At 40.3% G+C, this 17,905-nt stretch carries 17 protein-coding genes; 6 read left to right on the forward strand and 11 right to left on the reverse strand.

Annotated elements, in window-relative coordinates:
* Positions 1 to 90 precede the first annotated feature (90 nt).
* The 4 genes from tsaB to rpmH all read right to left on the reverse strand — a co-directional run bounded on the left by tsaB (position 91) and on the right by rpmH (position 1,721).
* Positions 91 to 786, reverse strand: coding sequence for a tRNA (adenosine(37)-N6)-threonylcarbamoyltransferase complex dimerization subunit type 1 TsaB (gene tsaB / locus BUE31_RS06595; protein WP_073401368.1), 696 nt, complete (start codon positions 784 to 786; stop codon positions 91 to 93).
* An 83-nt stretch (positions 787 to 869) separates the two neighbouring features.
* A complete protein-coding gene (gene yidD / locus BUE31_RS06600; protein ID WP_073401370.1) occupies positions 870 to 1,112 on the reverse strand; it encodes a membrane protein insertion efficiency factor YidD in 243 nt (80 codons plus the stop codon).
* A complete protein-coding gene (rnpA, locus tag BUE31_RS06605; RefSeq protein WP_073401371.1) occupies positions 1,109 to 1,492 on the reverse strand; it encodes a ribonuclease P protein component in 384 nt (127 codons plus the stop codon). The genes yidD and rnpA overlap by 4 nt, the downstream gene beginning before the upstream one ends.
* A gap of 70 nt (positions 1,493 to 1,562) precedes the next feature.
* On the reverse strand, positions 1,563 to 1,721 hold the full coding sequence (gene rpmH, locus BUE31_RS06610) for a 50S ribosomal protein L34 (RefSeq protein ID WP_073401373.1): 159 nt from the start codon (positions 1,719 to 1,721) through the stop codon (positions 1,563 to 1,565).
* A gap of 223 nt (positions 1,722 to 1,944) precedes the next feature.
* On the opposite strand from rpmH, the gene BUE31_RS06615 reads away from it, so the two are divergent.
* A complete protein-coding gene (locus BUE31_RS06615) occupies positions 1,945 to 2,820 on the forward strand; it encodes a ChaN family lipoprotein (protein WP_073401742.1) in 876 nt (291 codons plus the stop codon).
* Positions 2,821 to 2,916: 96 nt separating this feature from the next.
* Here BUE31_RS06615 and mscL read toward each other — a convergent pair whose 3' ends face one another.
* The gene (gene mscL / locus BUE31_RS06620) at positions 2,917 to 3,327 is read right to left on the reverse strand and encodes a large-conductance mechanosensitive channel protein MscL (protein ID WP_073401744.1); all 411 of its coding nucleotides are present in this window, start codon (positions 3,325 to 3,327) and stop codon (positions 2,917 to 2,919) included.
* A 151-nt stretch (positions 3,328 to 3,478) separates the two neighbouring features.
* Here mscL and rpoN point away from each other — a divergent pair, with 151 nt between their 5' ends.
* Positions 3,479 to 4,954 carry an RNA polymerase factor sigma-54 gene (gene rpoN, locus BUE31_RS06625; protein WP_073401746.1) on the forward strand — a complete coding sequence of 492 codons (1,476 nt, stop codon included), beginning with the start codon at positions 3,479 to 3,481 and terminating at the stop codon, positions 4,952 to 4,954.
* Positions 4,955 to 5,055: 101 nt separating this feature from the next.
* Here rpoN and BUE31_RS06630 read toward each other — a convergent pair whose 3' ends face one another.
* From BUE31_RS06630 to BUE31_RS06655, 6 genes are all read right to left on the reverse strand, one after another.
* A complete protein-coding gene (locus BUE31_RS06630) occupies positions 5,056 to 6,072 on the reverse strand; it encodes a PorP/SprF family type IX secretion system membrane protein (protein WP_073401375.1) in 1,017 nt (338 codons plus the stop codon).
* Positions 6,073 to 6,380: 308 nt separating this feature from the next.
* The gene (locus BUE31_RS06635; protein ID WP_073401376.1) at positions 6,381 to 7,085 is read right to left on the reverse strand and encodes an NUDIX hydrolase; all 705 of its coding nucleotides are present in this window, start codon (positions 7,083 to 7,085) and stop codon (positions 6,381 to 6,383) included.
* Positions 7,086 to 7,257: 172 nt separating this feature from the next.
* On the reverse strand, positions 7,258 to 9,027 hold the full coding sequence (locus BUE31_RS06640) for an ABC transporter ATP-binding protein (protein WP_073401378.1): 1,770 nt from the start codon (positions 9,025 to 9,027) through the stop codon (positions 7,258 to 7,260).
* Positions 9,008 to 10,759, reverse strand: a complete 1,752-nt coding sequence (locus BUE31_RS06645) for an ABC transporter ATP-binding protein (RefSeq protein WP_073401380.1) — start codon at positions 10,757 to 10,759, stop codon at positions 9,008 to 9,010. Before BUE31_RS06645 ends, BUE31_RS06640 begins: the two co-directional genes overlap by 20 nt.
* A gap of 244 nt (positions 10,760 to 11,003) precedes the next feature.
* Positions 11,004 to 11,468: a DinB family protein gene (locus BUE31_RS06650; RefSeq protein WP_073401382.1), complete on the reverse strand. Its 465-nt coding sequence runs from the start codon at positions 11,466 to 11,468 to the stop codon at positions 11,004 to 11,006.
* 40 nt (positions 11,469 to 11,508) lie between these two features.
* A complete protein-coding gene (locus BUE31_RS06655; RefSeq protein ID WP_073401384.1) occupies positions 11,509 to 12,957 on the reverse strand; it encodes an aminotransferase-like domain-containing protein in 1,449 nt (482 codons plus the stop codon).
* Between the two features lie 173 nt (positions 12,958 to 13,130).
* Here BUE31_RS06655 and BUE31_RS06660 point away from each other — a divergent pair, with 173 nt between their 5' ends.
* The 4 genes from BUE31_RS06660 (at position 13,131) to BUE31_RS06675 (ending at position 17,902) form a co-directional block, all read left to right on the forward strand.
* On the forward strand, positions 13,131 to 14,636 hold the full coding sequence (locus BUE31_RS06660; RefSeq protein ID WP_073401386.1) for a pyridoxal phosphate-dependent decarboxylase family protein: 1,506 nt from the start codon (positions 13,131 to 13,133) through the stop codon (positions 14,634 to 14,636).
* A gap of 132 nt (positions 14,637 to 14,768) precedes the next feature.
* Complete coding sequence (locus tag BUE31_RS06665; RefSeq protein WP_073401388.1) at positions 14,769 to 15,374, forward strand: GNAT family N-acetyltransferase; 606 nt, start codon at positions 14,769 to 14,771, stop codon at positions 15,372 to 15,374.
* A gap of 174 nt (positions 15,375 to 15,548) precedes the next feature.
* The gene (locus BUE31_RS06670) at positions 15,549 to 16,892 is read left to right on the forward strand and encodes an acetylxylan esterase (protein WP_073401390.1); all 1,344 of its coding nucleotides are present in this window, start codon (positions 15,549 to 15,551) and stop codon (positions 16,890 to 16,892) included.
* 317 nt (positions 16,893 to 17,209) lie between these two features.
* A complete protein-coding gene (locus BUE31_RS06675; RefSeq protein ID WP_200801884.1) occupies positions 17,210 to 17,902 on the forward strand; it encodes an ABC transporter ATP-binding protein in 693 nt (230 codons plus the stop codon).
* The last annotated feature ends 3 nt before the right edge of the window (positions 17,903 to 17,905 follow it).

Raw genomic sequence — 17,905 nt, forward strand, 5'->3', positions numbered from 1 at the left:
TGCGGAGGGGAAAAACTTACGAAGTTTTGAAAACTTCGTAAGTTTGATAATATCTAAATCCGAAATCGAACATCCGAAACCCAAAATCCTTTACATCGCTTTTTTACCGGCAATAAAATCTTTAAGATAATACGGTTCAAAATAAGCAACGTCTTCAAATTGCTTATTAGCAAACTTCTCTGCCGCTTTTTGGGTAAGGTAAGTTGCTGAATTTACAAAGCCGGGTAAAAAGGATGCATTAGGGTTTTTATTTAAAACATTAAAGCACTTTTCGGCGCCATCGCCAAAAAACAGGATCTCATTTTCTTTTAAAAGATCGCCAAAGCTGTTTTCATCAATTATTGAAGCAGTGGTCGGTTTCACTTTAATGCCCCTGGTGGTAAACAATGCTGTGTAAACCTCCATTCGCCTGGCATCTATCATAGGGCATAGAAGCAGGCTTTCCTTTTCTCTGTATTCATTCGTTTTGATGAGTCCGGAGGCCATGGCATCCAGGGTTTCAATAGCAATAAGCGGCTTATCAAGCGCAAAGCATAGACCCTTGGCTGTTGATATCCCGATCCGTAAGCCCGTGTATGAGCCCGGCCCGCAGCTCACTGCAATAGCATCAAGATCAGGATAATTGAAACCGGCTGTTGATATTATTTCTTCAATAAATCTGGTGATTACTTCGGCGTGCAAATTACGCTCATTAACCTCTTTAAAGCCCAATACGATCCCATCTTTTGCTAATGCAACAGAACAAGAGGCGGTGGCGGTTTCAATTTGTAAAATCATATTAGTCATTGGTCATTAGTCATTGGTCATTAGTGAAAACTGGCCCGGCTAACATGCAAACCAATGACTACTGACCAATGACCAATGATTTTTTATGGTACAGGATCATGCCCGTGCCCTCCCCAGGGGTTGCAACTGGCAATACGTTTTAAAGTTAACCATCCGCCTTTAAAGGGTCCATGCTTTTTTATAGCTTCAACCCCATATTGTGAACAAGTGGGTGTATACCTGCATGAGGCGCCGGTTAACGGTGAAATAAAGTACTGGTATATTTTTATAAGGATAACGAATATTGATCCAACTATAAGCTTCAATATGTTGCTGATCGCTTTCATTTTGAAATTTCATCACAAAGCTGCGTTAAAAGCTTCAGCATCTTTTTTTCTGAAAAATCATACTCAGCAATTTCCTTACCTATAAAGCCTACCGAAAGCACAATTTTTTTATTGCTGCTGTTCAGTGTATCATATAAGTGTTTTTGTTTATTAAGCCTGTAGACTTCGCGCATGCGCCTCTTTATTAAATTACGGTCAACAGCGTGCTTGTAACGCCTTTTTGATACCGAAAATAAAATTTGCACAGGAAATTGCATGGGCTCATCAATAAGCAGCCACGATGCTTTAAAAGGATAACATAAAAAAGAAGAACCGTTATGGAAAAGCTTGTCAATAAGCTTCTTATTACATAACCGTTCTTCTTTCTTAAAAGTGTACATTGTTGCTGATGCTGAACCGAAATTTAAGTATATACCGGCTCAAGCCCCTATCCGGACAAAGCAACCAGCTTTATGCTTTATGGCTACCTTCGTCAGATACTGATAATCTTTTTCTGCCTTTAGCTCTTCTCGATGCTAATATTCTCCTGCCGTTAGCAGTTGACATGCGCTCACGGAAACCGTGTTTATTTCTTCTTTTCCTTTGTGAGGGCTGAAACGTTCTTTTCATGGCTATTTTATTCTATTCGTATTTTTAAAACAAGAGCGCAAATGTAGTCATTTTTTAGTATTTCTCAAATATTGTTTTGCTTTTTTGAATTGAAGAGGTTGGATTAAGTTGATTGAGTTAGATTGAGTTGATTAAGTTGGATTGGTTTAATTATATTGCAGAGAAAAGGTTTAAGGATTCTCTAAAAAAAATCAACCTGTTAATTGCACCTAATCAACTTATAATGAAAGCCTTACTCATAATATTTCTCTTACTTCCTCTATGCGTATTATCACAAGATTCTTTATCCGCTCATTATAAAATATACAGCTCATTAAAGCAAAAAACAGTAACGCTTGATGAAATAGCAAATGACATGAACAAAGCTGATGTCTTGTTTTTTGGCGAAGAGCACAATGATTCAACCGGGCATTACCTTGAATACGCCATTTTTAAAAAGCTTTCTGAAAAATACAAAGGCAAATTGGCCTTATCAATGGAAATGTTTGAAACTGATTGCCAAACCCCGCTTAATGAATACCTGGCAGGCCTGATCCGCGAAAAAAACTTTATTACCGAAGCCCGTGCATGGCATAATTATAAAGACTACCGCCCGATGATTGAACTGGCTAAAACTAATCACATACCCGTTACCGCAGCAAATACACCCGCCCGATATACCAATATGGTTAACCGGTTAGGACTTGGCAGCCTGGAGCAGCTTGATGCAAAGGGCAAAGCCTTTCTGCCTCCATTACCTATTGATACAGCCACAGGGGCTTATTATGATAAATTTATTGAAGTAATGGGCGGACATAGTGCAATGGGAAACATGAAAATGTACCAGGCGCAAAACCTTTGGGACGCTACAATGGGATATAACATAGCACAACTGTTTAAAAGCCATCCCGGGTTTAAGATCCTGCAGATAAACGGTAGCTTCCACAGCGAAGAAAAATTAGGTACCGCTGCCCAATTAAAAAAATATGCGCCAAATGTGCGCATCCTGAATATTGCTGCCTATGCTGATGATAGCTTTGACAACCCCGACTGGAGTAAGTTTACAAGCAAAGGCGATTATATAATACTTACAGACCCCAAACTGCCTAAAACTTTTTAGTTCATTGGTTTATTAGCTCAATGGTTCATTGGTCTCATCATATTTAAAACGAAAAGACCAATGAACTAGTAAACCATTGAACTAATGAACAACCTATTATGCTTTCTTAGCCAGCAAATCTCTTATCTCAGTAAGTAAAAGTTCTTCTTTAGTAGGTACCGGATCAGCTGCAGGTGCAGGCTCTTCCTCCTTTTTCAATGAATTGATTGCCTTAACCATCATAAAAATACAAAATGCAACAACCAGGAATTGAATTATAGCGTTTATAAAATTACCATAGTGTATTGCGTTTTCTAAGATCTTATGCGCCGGATCAGCCTCTTTCAGAACAATCTTTTTTTCAGCAAAATCAACGCCGCCAGTTATAAAACCAATTGGAGGCATAATAACATCAGCTACTAACGAGGTAACTATTTTACCAAAAGCCGCTCCAATTATAACACCGACAGCCAGATCAACAACGTTGCCACGCATGGCAAACTCTTTAAATTCTTTAATTATAGCCATATGCCCTGATTTTTGTTTATCTAAAGTAACGAATAAATTTTGTTGACATCCAAACAAATTATTTTTTTGCATTTAATATGCTTTGTTAACAGCAAGTTATTTTAGCTATTTTTTAGTTAAAGTAATTGATGTATTTTTGACAAATCTAATTATGCTTAAACAAAATCTTCAACAGAAACTTTTACAGAAACTCTCTCCACAGCAAATACAATTTATAAAATTGCTGCAGGTGCCCACTGTTTCATTGGATACCCGGATAAAAGAGGAGCTGGAAGAAAACCCGGCGCTTGAAGACCTTAGCTTAACTAATTTAAACGAGCCGGAAGAACAATACCCCGATCGCGACCCGGAAGAGGACACGTATAATGGTGATGAAGAAAAAGGCGAGGCTGATGAGTTTAACATTGAAGATTACCTGCAGGAAGATAATTTAAATGAATACGGATCAAAGTATGACCAGAATGGCGATGATGAGGATGAACGAAAGGAAATACCTATTGCCGTACAAAGTTCATTTTTTGAGAGCCTGCAGCAGCAACTTGACCTTCTCCCGTTATCAGATAAGGATTTCAGAATAGGAAAACAGATAATTGGCAGCCTTGATGATGATGGTTACCTGCGCAGGCCTATAACATCACTTACTGACGATCTTGCATTTTCTCAAAACGTTTTTGCAGAAGATGACGAGGTTGAAGAAATGCTGAAGGTTATCCAGGGCTTTGACCCTGCCGGTGTGGGAGCCCGCAGCTTGCAGGAATGCCTTTTAATCCAGTTGCGCAAAAAAGACCCCAACGACCTGATCATAAAAAAAGCGATAATGGTTGTTGAGCATTACCTGGATGAGTTTACCCGTAAGCATTATGATAAGCTTGAAAAATCATTAAACATGAACTCGGATGAGTTAAGAGCGGTTGTAAATGAAATTTTAAAGCTAAATCCAAAACCCGGCGACTCAAACGAGGTAAATACCAAGCAGATGCAGGTGATCCCTGATTTCCACATCTCTAATAACGATGGATTCCTGATCCTTACCTTAAATTCAAAAAACGCACCCGAGCTTAGAGTAAGCCGCTCCTACCAGGAGATGTTTGAGCATTACGATAAGGCATCGCAGCGGGATAAAAAGCTAAAAGAAGCTGTTCAGTTTGTAAAACAAAAGCTCGATTCGGCAAAATGGTTTATTGATGCAATTAAACAGCGCCAGCAAACGCTTTTAAAAACCATGAATGCCATTATGCAATACCAATACGAGTTTTTCCTGACCGGCGATGATAAGAATTTAAAGCCAATGATCCTGAAAGATATCGCCGATAGGATCAACATGGATATTTCAACTGTATCAAGGGTTGCCAATTCAAAATATGTACAAACTGAATTTGGCACATTCCTGTTAAAGTCGTTTTTCTCAGAAGCAATACAAACTGAAAGCGGCGAAGAAGTTTCAAACAAAGAAGTTAAAAAGATCCTGGAAGAACATATCGGAACAGAAGATAAACGCCATCCGTTAGCCGATGAAAAGCTCACCGAGATCCTTAAAGATGCCGGCTACAACATAGCCCGCCGCACCGTTGCCAAATACCGCGAGCAGATGAATATCCCCGTTGCAAGGCTGAGGAAGGAGCTGTAAAATAGTTCATAGTTCATGGCAGCTGCAATAGTTTGCGGAGACGAACCACTAACTTTCTAAAAACTTCGACTATGAACTATGAACCATCAACTATGAACTTCTTAGAAAAGGTGCTGCGGACAAGTAACCTTATACCTGTTATTAAGCAGTATGCCTATCACAATTTCGTGGGTGCCGTTACTTACCGTGTTTAAAGCCGATGTGGTGATATCGTAAGAGTACCCTATGTTTATAAACGAGCTTACGTTTACTCCTGCTAATACGCCGAATGAGTCGTTATGACGGTAGGAGCCTCCGAACCAAAACTTATCACTAAAAGAAAACTTGGCATTTAAATCATAAGTAATTGGGGTAGGTTCAATCACCTTTATTAAAAATGAAGGCAAAAGGGTTATTTCATCCGTTAAAAAAAGTTTCACTCCGCCTGTTACAAAATATTGAGGAACTGTTTTACTTTGATTGTAAGAATTGTTGGTGCTAAAGTAAAGGTTTTGCGGTATCAGCTGCTGTACAGAGGCGCCAAAGTAATAGTTTGATGAATACAACCATCCGCCAACACTCAAGTCAGGTTTCCATTGGCTGTTATTTCCGTTACTAATGGCCGGATCAAGCGGATTCTCCAGTGTGATCAGTGATGTATTTAAGCTGATATGATTAAAACCTGCAGAAACACCAACAGCCAGGTTTAAATTACCTGACAAGCCCAGGTGATAGGCATATGACGCGTCAATATTGGTTTGATTAATAGGGCCGGCCTGGTCACTAACTACCATAAAGCCAATGCCATGGTGCGGCTCGGCAGCCATATAGTTTTGCGTATATAACCTGCTCGAAGGGTTTATACCTCCGTTAGCCGGAAAAGCCGTAGCATCGCCCTGTAAAAAATTCTGGCCAAGGGGTGCATTTATAGTTAAATAGCTTGTTACAGGAGCCCCTTGCAGGCCTGTCCATTGACTGCGGTAACCAGCCTTAACATCAGTATAATTTTCAATACCCGCAACAGCAGGATTTAACAGATAATTATTAAAAACGTATTGCGTATACTGCGGCTTTTGTTGCGCCGATACCAATTGCACGTACGAAATAAGAATTAACAATAAGTATAAAATTCTTTTCATTAATATGTAATGACTTTGTGAAAGCTCAGTTTTGCTACCAACGTGTTTACGTTAAAGTTATTGCTAAAGTTAGTTCAGCAATGCACTTCATGTAGTTCAAATCAAACCACATTACAGAGCAATCAACATACGAATATAGTTTTTCTCCCCATCCCTTGTATACGTCTGACTATATTATTTGATTAAGAATTAAGATATCGCATATAATTTAACATTTATGACATCAAAATTTAGTATAAAGACGTAACATAATGTAATACGAAATACAGGAAATAAAGATACAAGCATTAAGACACAAATTATTCCGTCTAAAAAAACTTATCCGGGTTAGGCACCAGGTTTAAAAATCTTTCGAAATTCTCTGTATAGTGCGATTGATCTAATTTGTAATAAAATGCTCCTTTTTTTGAAGAGAACTTATCTTTTTCAGATAATTTTACCAGCAGGCCCGTTGATAATAATTTACGGCTGAAATTACGGTCGTCAAACGTGGTGTTATAAACGCCTTCGTAAAGCGCCTGTAATTGGGGAATGGTAAATTTCTCGGGAAGCAGCTGGAACAATATGGGATGCAGGGCTGCTTTATAGCGCAATTGCCTTTTAGCAAGCTTAACCATTTCGTTATGGTCAAATATAAGCTCGGGCATTTCACTCAATAAAAACCACTCCGCATGATATTCATCGCTTATTTGTTGTTCGTATTGGTGAATATCGATAAGTGCGAAATAAGCTATAGATAATGTCCTTTCAACCGGGTCGCGGTCTGGCTTACCAAATACCTGGAACTGCTCCATGTATACGTTTTTTAAACCTGTCCGCAATTCCAAAACACGGTTGGCTGCATCTTCAGGAGATTCTGATGGCTGAATAAAACCACCCATAAGGCTCCATTTATCTTTTTCGGGCTCAATATTACGCTGAACAAGCAGCAATTTTAAATTCCATCCGTCAAATCCGAAAATTATACAATCAGTAGCAACTAAAATTCGTTTTTGACCAGTATATCTCTGCATAGTAGGTTTATAGTTATTTACAAGTGTATAAATTTTTTTGGAGATATTTGAAAATTAGTGAGTGGTTGATTGAGTTATATTAAGTTGATTGAGTTGGATTAAGTTAAAAATCTATACGCATCGCATATCAAATGAACAACCTAATCAACATAATCCAACTCAATAAACCTAATCAACTAATCCTCTTTCCCTGCAACAGCATATCCATTGCATGATCAAATGAGCCGGCGCGAATCACTTCGCCTGAGTTCACAAAAAATATCTCGTCTGCATTTTCAATAGTGTTTAACCTGTGCGCTATAATTACACGCGTTGTGGTTGCGGGTAACTTATTTAAAATATCACTCAGCAATTTTTCCGTAATGGTATCAATATTGGCGGTTGCTTCGTCTAAAATAAGCAGATCAGGATTTCGCAATACTGCACGCATAAAGGCTATCAGCTGTTTTTGCCCCAGGCTGATGCTATCGCCGCTTGAGAGCACTTTTGTATCCAGTCCGCTTTCAAATATAGCCAGCAAGCTGCCAAGATTTGCTTCCCTTATTACCTGTTCCAGTTGCTCATTGGTGTAATTAACATAAAGCTCGTTACCATATAATATATTATCGCGTACGGTACCTGTAAACAAAAATGGTTCCTGTAAAATAAAGCCTATTTTTTTGGTGCGCTCAGCAGGTTCATAACTCCTTATATCCTTCCCGTTAAGCAGTACCTGCCCCTTACCCGGATCATACAAACGGGCTATTAACGATGCTGTAGTGGTTTTACCGCCGCCTGTAGGGCCAACCAGCGCATAGGTTTTGCCTTGATCCATCTTAAAACTGATGTTGTGCAGGATCTCTTTATCTTCATCATACCCAAAATGAACATTCCTGAATTCCAAAAGCGAAGCGGAGGGTTCTGATGCCGTGTTTTGTACAATTGCCAGGTCAGGTTCCAGTGATAGAATCTGGGCTATTCTGTCCCACCCTGCCATGGCTACCTGGAAATTTGTCCACAGTGCGGCTAATTGCCTTAATGGGTTATAAAAGTTATTAGCGTACGATAAAAAGCTTACCGCCAGTAAACCAATCCCTAACTCTCCCTGTGAAACCAGGTAAATGCCATAAGCCAATACGATGAGCTGTGCAAAGCTCGAAAACATTCCGTAAACAGGTACATAGGAGTTATTGGCGATGCCTGCGCCTATTGCTGTTTTATAATTTTGTTGATTGGCCTCGTCAAAACGCTTGCGGAAATAATCGCGGCGGTTAAAGGCGATGATCACTTTAAAATTATTCAGACTTTCCTGGATCTCAGCGCTCATGCCGCCAACGCTTTTAAGGTTTTTGGCGTTCTTCCGTTTTACCCAAGCCGATGTTACACTTGTAAATAGTAAAATAATAACAGCAGGAATAAGCGTTGCTGAGCCAAGCTTTATATTAATAGCCAATAAAAATATCCCCGCCCCCGTCATAGTGGCTATGCTGCCAATAAACTGCATTAACGATTGTGAAAAAAACTGGTTCAGCTTATCCGTATCATTATTTACGCGCGAAATAAGATCGCCTGCCTTATTCTGGTTAAAAAACCCAACTGGCAGTAATTGTAATTTATTGAAGATAGTGTTACGGAGTGTAAACAACATCCGCTGCCCTACCCCACCCATCAGCATGGTTTGCACATAGCTGGTTACTAACGAAACCAGGTACATACAAAACAAAATGGCACAGTTAACCAGTACGCCATGATAGTTTTTGTGCGCTACGAAAATGTATTTATCAATGGTGTTGCCTACAACAAGCGGCCCCATCAGGTTTATTGTTGAAGTAATAAGGATAGTAAAAAAAGCCAGCCACAGGTTCCTTTTTTCGTGCGAGATTAACTGCAGCAGTTTATTTAGCGACGCCCAGGTTGAGGTTTTTTGTGCCTTTGCCTGCAGGTCATTTAGATTGTAGTTCATAATTGCTGGTGCTTTGTTGCGAGTTAAAGATCTGTACGTATTCGGGGCTTGTTTTCATCAGGTCGTCATGCTTTCCGCTGGCAATGACTTCACCCTGCATTAATAAAATTATCTGGTCGTAATGCTCAACAGAGGCTATTTTTTGGGTTACTGATAGTAAGGTTAATCCAGGGTAGTTCTTTTGCACATTGGCCAGGATCTTCTTTTCAGTATTGCCATCAACGCGTGCCGTAAAATCATCCAGCAATAAAACCCTTGGATTTATTGCCAGCGCCCTGGCCAGCATAATGCGTTGTTTTTGTCCGCCCGATAAGCTCGATCCCCGTTCTGAAACGATGGTGCTCAATTTTTCGGGCAGGCTTTCAATAAACTCTCTTAGTTCGGCAGTATCAATAGCTTTTTGTAATGATTCATCGGTTACCGTATCGCTAAATGCAATATTCTCTCGGATGCTCATATTAAAAATAATGCTGTCCTGGAAAACAAACCCCACCTGGCTATGGAACGATTCGCTGTTATAATCCTCAATGCTTTTCCCATCAAATAAAATGGTTCCGCTTTTTGGTTTGATAAGACCGGTTAGCAGATAAAGCAGCTGTGTTTTACCTGCGGCAGTGGGGCCAATTACGGCAATCTTTGAACCAGCCTTTATATCCATTGATATGGCTTTAAGCGCCGGCTTTTGCCCGTAGGATACCGATACATCCGTTAACTGGATATTGCCTTGTAAGGTTTCTGTTAATACGCCAGTCTCCGTATTGTCCGAGGCATTTAAAACGGTGTTTATCCTTTGGAAAGAAGCTGTTGCCGCCGCTATAATATTGCTCATGAAACCAATAACCAGGATCGGGAAGATCAGTTGCGCCAGGTAGCTGTTGAAAGCGGCGAAATCGCCCAGGCTCATGGTGCCGTTTATTACAAAATGCCCGCCCAATGCCAATATACTCAGCATGGCTATATTGGCCGAAAAGGTAATAACCGGGATCAATCCCGCAAACAGCCGTAATATAGATAGTCCAAAATCCTTTGCCTTGGTATTGGCCTGCAAAAACTTATCAAACTCCAGTTGTTGTGAGTTGATAACACGGATCAAAGCCGAACCCAAAATGCTTTCGTTTATTACTTTATTCAACCAGTCAATAACCTCGCGGGCTTTCATAAACAGCGCCCGCACCTTTTTAAGCACATAAAAAAATGTGCCGCCAATTATTGGGATGATAGCTATAACGCAAAGGGCCAGCTTCCAGTTAATGGTGAGCAACAAAATACTGGCGCCTACAATAATAAATACTGACGACACGATGGACACAAGCGCCTGCGATACAAATAGCTTAATCGAATCCACATCAGCAGTAAGGTTGGTTAATAGTTTGGAGGGATTTACCTCCTCAACAAAAGCATGACTTTGACGTGAGATCTTATCCGACAGCCTGGTGCGCAGGTCACGGGCTACCTTCTCAGATGTATAGGTTTGGATCACACTCTGCAGGAACGAGCAAACAAAAATGAACAGTACCGCCAGTGAAAACTTTATGATCACCGGACTGGTATCAAAATGTACCCGCTGCATCATGCTATGGATATAATCATCAATACCATGCGAAATTATTTTGGGCAGCCAGAGGTTCACGCTGTTGCTGAACAGTGCAAACAATATCAACAAAAACACTAAACCCGAGTACGGTTTTAGCAGACTAAAAATTCCGGGCTGTTTTGGTTTATCTTCAGGCATACTCAATTCAGTTTTTAGTATTATTTTAAACTCGCGTAAAAATAGCAATGAATTGCTATTTAATGGGGTAGACGATTGAGGAAAGGGAAAATTTTATTGTCTGGGTCAGAATTTACAGAATTCGCTTATTTATAATAACAGCACATCACCGCATTATTTTGAAAATTCTTTAATCCTGAAAACGGCGCAGCCTTCTTGAACACCCTTAAAACAAACAATAGGTGAAAAATTCTGATTCAGACAACTATTTCAGCGTATGAGTCAACTGAAAAATTGCAAACAGGTGGTGAGCTTCGTGTAAAAGAAAAAATTCTGTCCAGTCTAAAATATTTAGTTTGCCATATTTGGAATGAATCCCGGTACGGTCAAGTTTATCTGGCGATAGCTTCGTTACCAGGTTATAAATTACCTCCCGGTCAGACGAGATCTTTTTAAGCAGCTCATAAGTAGTGAATGCGCAATAGATCTCAAAGCCATCATCATCCTCTGCCCTATATGCTTCAAATTCAGGATCATCCATTAATAAGATCTTACGGATGCGGTCAATAAATACAGGCTGATATTTTGCAAGGTGGGCAATATGCTCGTGAATGCTCCATTTACCTTTAATATGGTGGTGTTGTATTTGCCGGTCATTAAGCTTTATAATGATGGGAGTAATAGCTCTGTGTTGATCTTTTAAACGGTGTGTTAGTGAAGATTGGATCATATATCTATAACGGAAATTATTGAAGATGGTTGGCTGTTTATTAAAAATTACTTATTAAGTGCCCCAATGTTTGAAGGCTTTTGTCAATTTCATCATTGTACGGGATCCCAAAGCTGATCCGGATAAAATTAGTAAAACGGCTGTCGGTACTAAAGATCTGGCCAGGCGAAATGCTTATTTTGTAAGTTAATGCCTGTTTATACAATTCAAAAGCGTCAATTTTTTTGTTCAGCTCAACCCAAAGCACATAACCGCCTGGTGGCCGGCTTACTTTAACCTCTGCAGGAAAATATTCGGCAATGGCCTGGGTATACCTTAAGCATTGTGTATGCAGCGCCTTCCGCAGGTTGCGCATGTGCAGGTCATATCTTCCTGTTTCAAAAAAATGACCAATTGCCGCCTGGGTTGGTGATGCCGATGATAGCGAATGCATCAACTTTAAATTGATGATCTGAGCTTTGAATTTCCCGGGAATACACCAGCCTACCCGGTATCCTGGCGCCAGTGTTTTTGATACCGACGAGCACAGCATCACCAAACCCTGTTTATCATAGCTTTTGCAGGTACGTGGTCTTGTTTTACCAAAATACATCTCGCCATATATATCATCCTCAATAAGCGGGATCTCATTTTTTGCCAATAGCTCAACCAGTTTCTTTTTCTTTTCATTGGTCATGCAATAGCCTAAGGGATTGCTAAAAGTAGGTACAAACAAACAGGCTTTTATCTGCTGTTTGCTAATGGCGCTCGCCAAATAATCCAAATCAAGGCCATCGGTTGGGTCGGTTGGGATCTCCGTTATTTTTAAACCAAGGCTCTGCACGGTATTAAATATTCCAAAATAGGTAGGGCTTTCAATTGCTACAACATCACCCGGCTTTGTTACAGCCCTTAAACAAAACACTAATGCTTCCATACACCCTTGTGTGGTAACAATATCGTCAGGTAATATGTTTCCGCCCCAGCTAAAAGCCTGGCGCGCTATGTGTTTCTTTAAATTTTCGTTTCCCTGCACACCTTCATAACTAATGCAACTATTGCTGCTCAGGCGAATAGCCTCAATCATTGATTTATTGAGCTTGGCTTGTGGCAGCAGCGATAATGCAGGCGAAGCCACTGATAATTTCACAATGCTATCAGTCGAAAAATTACGGTAAACCATGGCTATCATCTCGTCAAGGCTCACTTTTTTCGATTCGTTGGCCTGTTTTTCGCGCTTTGGCTCATCAAAAGAACGGGCCGGCGTATACCGCACATAATAACCCGATTTTGGTCGTGCTTCAATTAAACCTTTAATTTCCAGCTGAACATAAGCTTTATAGGCTGTGCTAAGACTTATGCCCTGCTCCTGGCTTAAAGCACGAACGGAAGGTAACTTCTCCCCTGTTTTTAATACCATCTGGCGGATCTGGCTGCCTAATCTGTCTGCAATTTGCACGTACAAAAAGTCTTCGTCATATGCAGTATTTTGTGTTGAGCTTTCTATCATCTGTTATATTATAGCAATTATCGGGTTTTTAATAGTCATCGATTAATAGAACTTCGCATGTCAATTTCAGAAATAATGATTTTAAGCACCTAATCTGTTATGCACAAAAATAATAATTCTGCATCTGTTTTATCAATTAATTATAACACATTTTTGTAAAGCAAATATTTATTATGAACGAGATAAATTCAAAACCGGAGATTGGATTAGATCCGGCAAATTGGGACGATATTAAAACTTTAGGGCACCAAATCATTGATGATATGGTGGATTATTTAAAAAACATCGGCAACAAGCCTGTTTGGACACCTATCCCGCAACAGGTAAAGGATGAGTTTAAAAAACCTATTCCACAACAACCTGCTGATATTTTCGAGGTATATGAGGAGTTTAAGCAAAATATTTTTCCATATCACGGCGGTAATATCCATCCAAAATATTTTGCCTGGGTACAGGGTACCGGCACCCCTATGGGCGCCTTTGCCGACTTGCTTGCCGGGGTCATGAATAACAACGCGGCCATTGGTAATCAAAGCGCTTTATATGTGGATAAACAGGTGATTAACTGGTGCAAGCAATTAATGAGCTACCCTGAAACCGGTAGCGGCATCCTGGTTAGCGGTGGCTCCATAGCCAATATTACGGGTCTTATTGTTGCCCGCAACACCATTGTTGCCAATGCTAAAAACGCCGGCGTTTATGCTGCACAGGGTAAATTAACCGCTTATTGCAGCAGTGAAACCCATAACTGCCTGGGTAAAGCTGCCGAAGTAATAGGCATCGGGAACGAGCAGTTAAGGAAGATCCCGGTAAATGACAATTATGAAATTGATATTGAAGCGCTAAAAGCTAAAATTAAGGAAGACAGGGAGAACGGTTTTTTCCCATTCTGTATTATAGGCAACGCAGGCACAGTTAACACCGGGGCAATTGATCCCTTAAACGAGCTTTTGCAAATAGCCAAAAACGAAAAGATCTGGTTTCATATCGACGGCGCTTTTGGTGCGCTCGCAAAACTGGTTCCTGCTTACCAGGACAAGCTTAAGGCAATTGAAGAAGCGGATAGCGTAGCCTTTGATCTGCATAAATGGATGTATATGCAGTATGAGGTTGGCTGTGTATTGTTTAAAGATGCTGCTGCACACCGGGCTGCCTTTGCTACTGCTGTTAATTATTTGACCGCGCATGACAGGGGAATTGCCGCAGGACCCGAAACCATTTCCAATTATGGTATGGAGCTATCAAGGGGCTTTAAAGCCTTAAAAGTATGGATGAGCTTAAAAGAGCATGGTGTGGATAAATATGCGGCTATGATTGCGCAGAATATCGACCAGGCGTTTTATCTTGGCGAAAAAGTGAAGCAGCATCATGATCTTGAGCTTATGGCGGCAGTTACCATGAATATTGTGTGTTACCGGTATAATCCCGGCAATTTGGATGACGACCAGCTAAATGTATTGAATAAGGAATTACTAATGCGGATGCAGGAAACCGGTATTGCAGCGCCATCAAGCACCCTGCTCAACGGCAGTTATGCCATCAGGGTGGCTAATACCAATCATCGTACCCGAAGGGAACACCTGGATGAGATGATTGCAGGCACAATTGCAATAGGAAGCACTTTGATGAAAGAGCATGATTCAAAATTATTCAAATTTGATTTTTTAATAAGCAAATAAATTCGACATAAAGCATTGCCCCTCACCCCAACCCCTCTCCTTTGGAGAGGGGCTTAAAAGTCCTCTCCTTTGGAGAGGATTTAGGTGAGGCAACAAGAATGCCAGTAAATAACCATTAAACCCTTTGTAAAAATGACCCTGAACTTTGATCTTAACGCCAACTATGTTTTGGAGGATGAACGCGTACTATTAAGACCATTGCTTGAAAGCGACTATGAATTGCTGCTACCTTTTGCCATAAATGAGCCTGAAACCTGGAAATACTCCTATTTGAGTGCCCGTGGTGAAGATGGGATGCGCAGATATATTAAAGACGCCCATGATAATAAAGCAGCCGGTAAAGAATACCCCTTTATAGTTTATGATAAACAAACCCAAAGCTATGCAGGCAGCACCCGGTTTTATGATATTCAGCAAAACTGGCAAACAATGCAGCTGGGTTATACCTGGTATGGCGAAAAATTCAGAGGCACTGGGTTAAATAAGCATTGTAAATTTTTACTGCTCCAGTTTGCATTTGAAACTGTAGATGCTGTGCGGGTTGAATTTAGGGCTGATGCAAGGAATGACCGCAGCATTGCAGCTATGAAAAGCATTGGCTGTACACCTGAAGGAATCCTAAGAAACAACATGCCGCTACAGGAAGGCGGCAGGCGCGACTCTATAGTTTTAAGTATTTTAAAAGAGGAATGGGATAGCGTGGTAAAGGACTTACTAAAAAGTAAACTAGGCCATTAAGCTAACCTATATCAAATTTTTTGTGGAAATAAATGCACACTTAAAGAAATATTTATACTAAAAACTAAAATTCTTCCCGGTAAATTATTGGTTAGGCAAATTTCATAGCGCATAATTGCGCTATTTTTATAATTAGCCTTGCTGGCATCAATATTGCCTATGATTGGGCGGTATATGAAAAAACTTTACGCCCTATTCACTTTATTGTTGATCCTGGTGCTTGCTGTGAGCAGCAATCCTGTAATTGCACAAAATTATACTTCCAGGATTGTTGATAATACAAGCAGTGGAGACGATCCCGGCGAAGTTAGTACCATTTTAACCGCTCATGATAAAAATGCCATTTTTGATAATGTAGCTACTTATACCTTTGAAGTAAAAAACACTTATAACAAAACTCAAACCGGCAAAGTAACCTACCTAATTACCGACCAGTTTAATAAAAAGCTCCGTAAAGATTCTATTTTGATCAATGTGGAGCAACACAGCTCTCGCAGTTATGATTTTACCCTTCCACAGTTAAAAAGCGGTTTTTACAAGGTTAATTTCATGATCAACGTTACTGATTATGATGACACAACCCGCAGGGTATTTGGGATTCGTCCTGACGAAATAAGATCAGCACATTCAAGGCCGGATGATTTTGATAAGTTTTGGGAAACTGCTAAAGCGCAGCTTGCAAAGGTGAAACCTGAATATAAGATTACTGAAAAGTTCGATCTTGAAAAAGATAACCGGAAGGTATTTTTAATAGAAATGAAATCGCTGGGTAATAAAACCATTTATGTATGGTTAACCGAGCCCGAGCACCATCAAAAATATCAAAAGTTTCCGGTGTTGTTGCTGTTACCGGGTTACCAGGCAACAAACATCCCGCTGTTAGGGCGTGATGATGATATGGCATTTGTTAGCCCGGATGTTCGCGGACAAGGCTTAAGCAAGGAAAATTTTGACATGAGGAGAGAAGATTATATTGTGAATGGCCTTGAGGACAAGAACAAATATATAATGCGCGGAATAATAATGGACTGTATCCGTGCAATTGATTTTATTTATTCCAGACCAGAATTAGGTCATGACCGGATTGGGGTAACAGGGGGCAGCATGGGTGGATATCTTTCTATTACTACTGCTGCTCTAGATAAAAGAGTAACATTTTGCGCCCCGCAAAATCCATTTATGAGTGATATATATAATATGGATAATGGCGCGGTGGAATGGCCAATTAATTACATGAAAAAGTATGTTACCATTAGGCCCGAACTCACTTTTGAAAAAGCTTTAGATAACCTGCAATATTTCGACACTAAAAACTTTGCAAGCGCAATTAACTGTCCAGTAGTTATGGGCATTGGATTGCTCGATCCATTTGTACCACCCAATAATTCATACGTGGTGTTTAACAGTATCAAAACCAAAAAGAAAATTTTTGTATTTAAAGATCTTGGTCACGAAGTTGGAGACAAGTATTATAACTACGAAATTCGTTTTACACGCGATACTTTTGGATTGTTTTAGGGTGATTGTAGAGGTTGTAAGAGTTGTAGTTGTTGTAGAGGTTGCAGAATCTTTAACCAATCCAATTAATTAACTCTATTCCGGATCAAGAAATCCTTTAATCAGGTGAATCATGGTTCAAAAACAACTTAATCTAATCTAACCTAATCAACCCAATCCAACTTAATCAACTCAATCTAATCTAATCAACCTAATCAACTCCACCCACAATGTCATTGAAATATAACTTTTATAACATTTACAGCAACTATAACTCATTTTAACCTAAACCAAGTAACAAAAGCATATTTTCACTATCTATACCATAAAAAAGGCTTATAGTGGAAAACATCCTGAATATTTCAAATCTTACAAAAACCTATCAAAGCGCAGGCAGAACGCTAACAGTGCTTGATAATATAAACTTTACTGTTGCGGCCGGTTCAACCAACGCTATTGTGGGACCATCAGGCAGTGGTAAAACAACATTACTGGGCCTGTGCGCAGGACTCGACAGAGCCAGCGCGGGAATAGTTGAGCTAAATGGCATCAACCTCGGTAAACTAACCGAGGATCAGCTGGCACAGGTGCGCAATCAATACATCGGTTTTATCTTTCAAAACTTCCAATTGCTGCCCACACTAACCGCACTTGAAAATGTGATGGTGCCTTTGGAGCTGCGCAGAGAGAAAAACATCAAGGCAAGATCATTGGATCTGCTTGATAAAGTTGGTCTATCCGATCGCGGGCACCACTACCCTACCCAATTATCGGGCGGCGAGCAGCAGAGGGTTTCACTGGCAAGGGCTTTCTCCAATGCACCACGGATCCTGTTTGCCGATGAGCCAACCGGGAACCTAGATGCCGAAACCAGCGAAAAAGTGGTAAAACTGCTGTTCGATCTGAATAAGGAAGCCGGTACCACCCTGGTTGTAGTAACGCATGACCTTGAACTGGCTGCCAAAACCCAACGCATCCTGCGCATAAAAGGTGGCAGGCTGATAGCTGATGATTTAACCATTAATGGATAACCG

Source organism: Mucilaginibacter sp. OK098, assembly GCF_900142915.1.
Taxonomy (GTDB): domain Bacteria; phylum Bacteroidota; class Bacteroidia; order Sphingobacteriales; family Sphingobacteriaceae; genus Mucilaginibacter.

What these genes read in the sequence shown, in the direction of transcription:
- tsaB (WP_073401368.1), bottom strand. Translation starts at nt 786, where the DNA reads ATGACTAATATGATTTTACAAATTGAAACCGCCACCGCCTCTTGTTCT.
- yidD (WP_073401370.1), bottom strand. Translation starts at nt 1,112, where the DNA reads ATGAAAGCGATCAGCAACATATTGAAGCTTATAGTTGGATCAATATTC.
- rnpA (WP_073401371.1), bottom strand. Translation starts at nt 1,492, where the DNA reads ATGTACACTTTTAAGAAAGAAGAACGGTTATGTAATAAGAAGCTTATT.
- rpmH (WP_073401373.1), bottom strand. Translation starts at nt 1,721, where the DNA reads ATGAAAAGAACGTTTCAGCCCTCACAAAGGAAAAGAAGAAATAAACAC.
- BUE31_RS06615 (WP_073401742.1), top strand. Translation starts at nt 1,945, where the DNA reads ATGAAAGCCTTACTCATAATATTTCTCTTACTTCCTCTATGCGTATTA.
- mscL (WP_073401744.1), bottom strand. Translation starts at nt 3,327, where the DNA reads ATGGCTATAATTAAAGAATTTAAAGAGTTTGCCATGCGTGGCAACGTT.
- rpoN (WP_073401746.1), top strand. Translation starts at nt 3,479, where the DNA reads ATGCTTAAACAAAATCTTCAACAGAAACTTTTACAGAAACTCTCTCCA.
- BUE31_RS06630 (WP_073401375.1), bottom strand. Translation starts at nt 6,072, where the DNA reads ATGAAAAGAATTTTATACTTATTGTTAATTCTTATTTCGTACGTGCAA.
- BUE31_RS06635 (WP_073401376.1), bottom strand. Translation starts at nt 7,085, where the DNA reads ATGCAGAGATATACTGGTCAAAAACGAATTTTAGTTGCTACTGATTGT.
- BUE31_RS06640 (WP_073401378.1), bottom strand. Translation starts at nt 9,027, where the DNA reads ATGAACTACAATCTAAATGACCTGCAGGCAAAGGCACAAAAAACCTCA.
- BUE31_RS06645 (WP_073401380.1), bottom strand. Translation starts at nt 10,759, where the DNA reads ATGCCTGAAGATAAACCAAAACAGCCCGGAATTTTTAGTCTGCTAAAA.
- BUE31_RS06650 (WP_073401382.1), bottom strand. Translation starts at nt 11,468, where the DNA reads ATGATCCAATCTTCACTAACACACCGTTTAAAAGATCAACACAGAGCT.
- BUE31_RS06655 (WP_073401384.1), bottom strand. Translation starts at nt 12,957, where the DNA reads ATGATAGAAAGCTCAACACAAAATACTGCATATGACGAAGACTTTTTG.
- BUE31_RS06660 (WP_073401386.1), top strand. Translation starts at nt 13,131, where the DNA reads ATGAACGAGATAAATTCAAAACCGGAGATTGGATTAGATCCGGCAAAT.
- BUE31_RS06665 (WP_073401388.1), top strand. Translation starts at nt 14,769, where the DNA reads ATGACCCTGAACTTTGATCTTAACGCCAACTATGTTTTGGAGGATGAA.
- BUE31_RS06670 (WP_073401390.1), top strand. Translation starts at nt 15,549, where the DNA reads ATGAAAAAACTTTACGCCCTATTCACTTTATTGTTGATCCTGGTGCTT.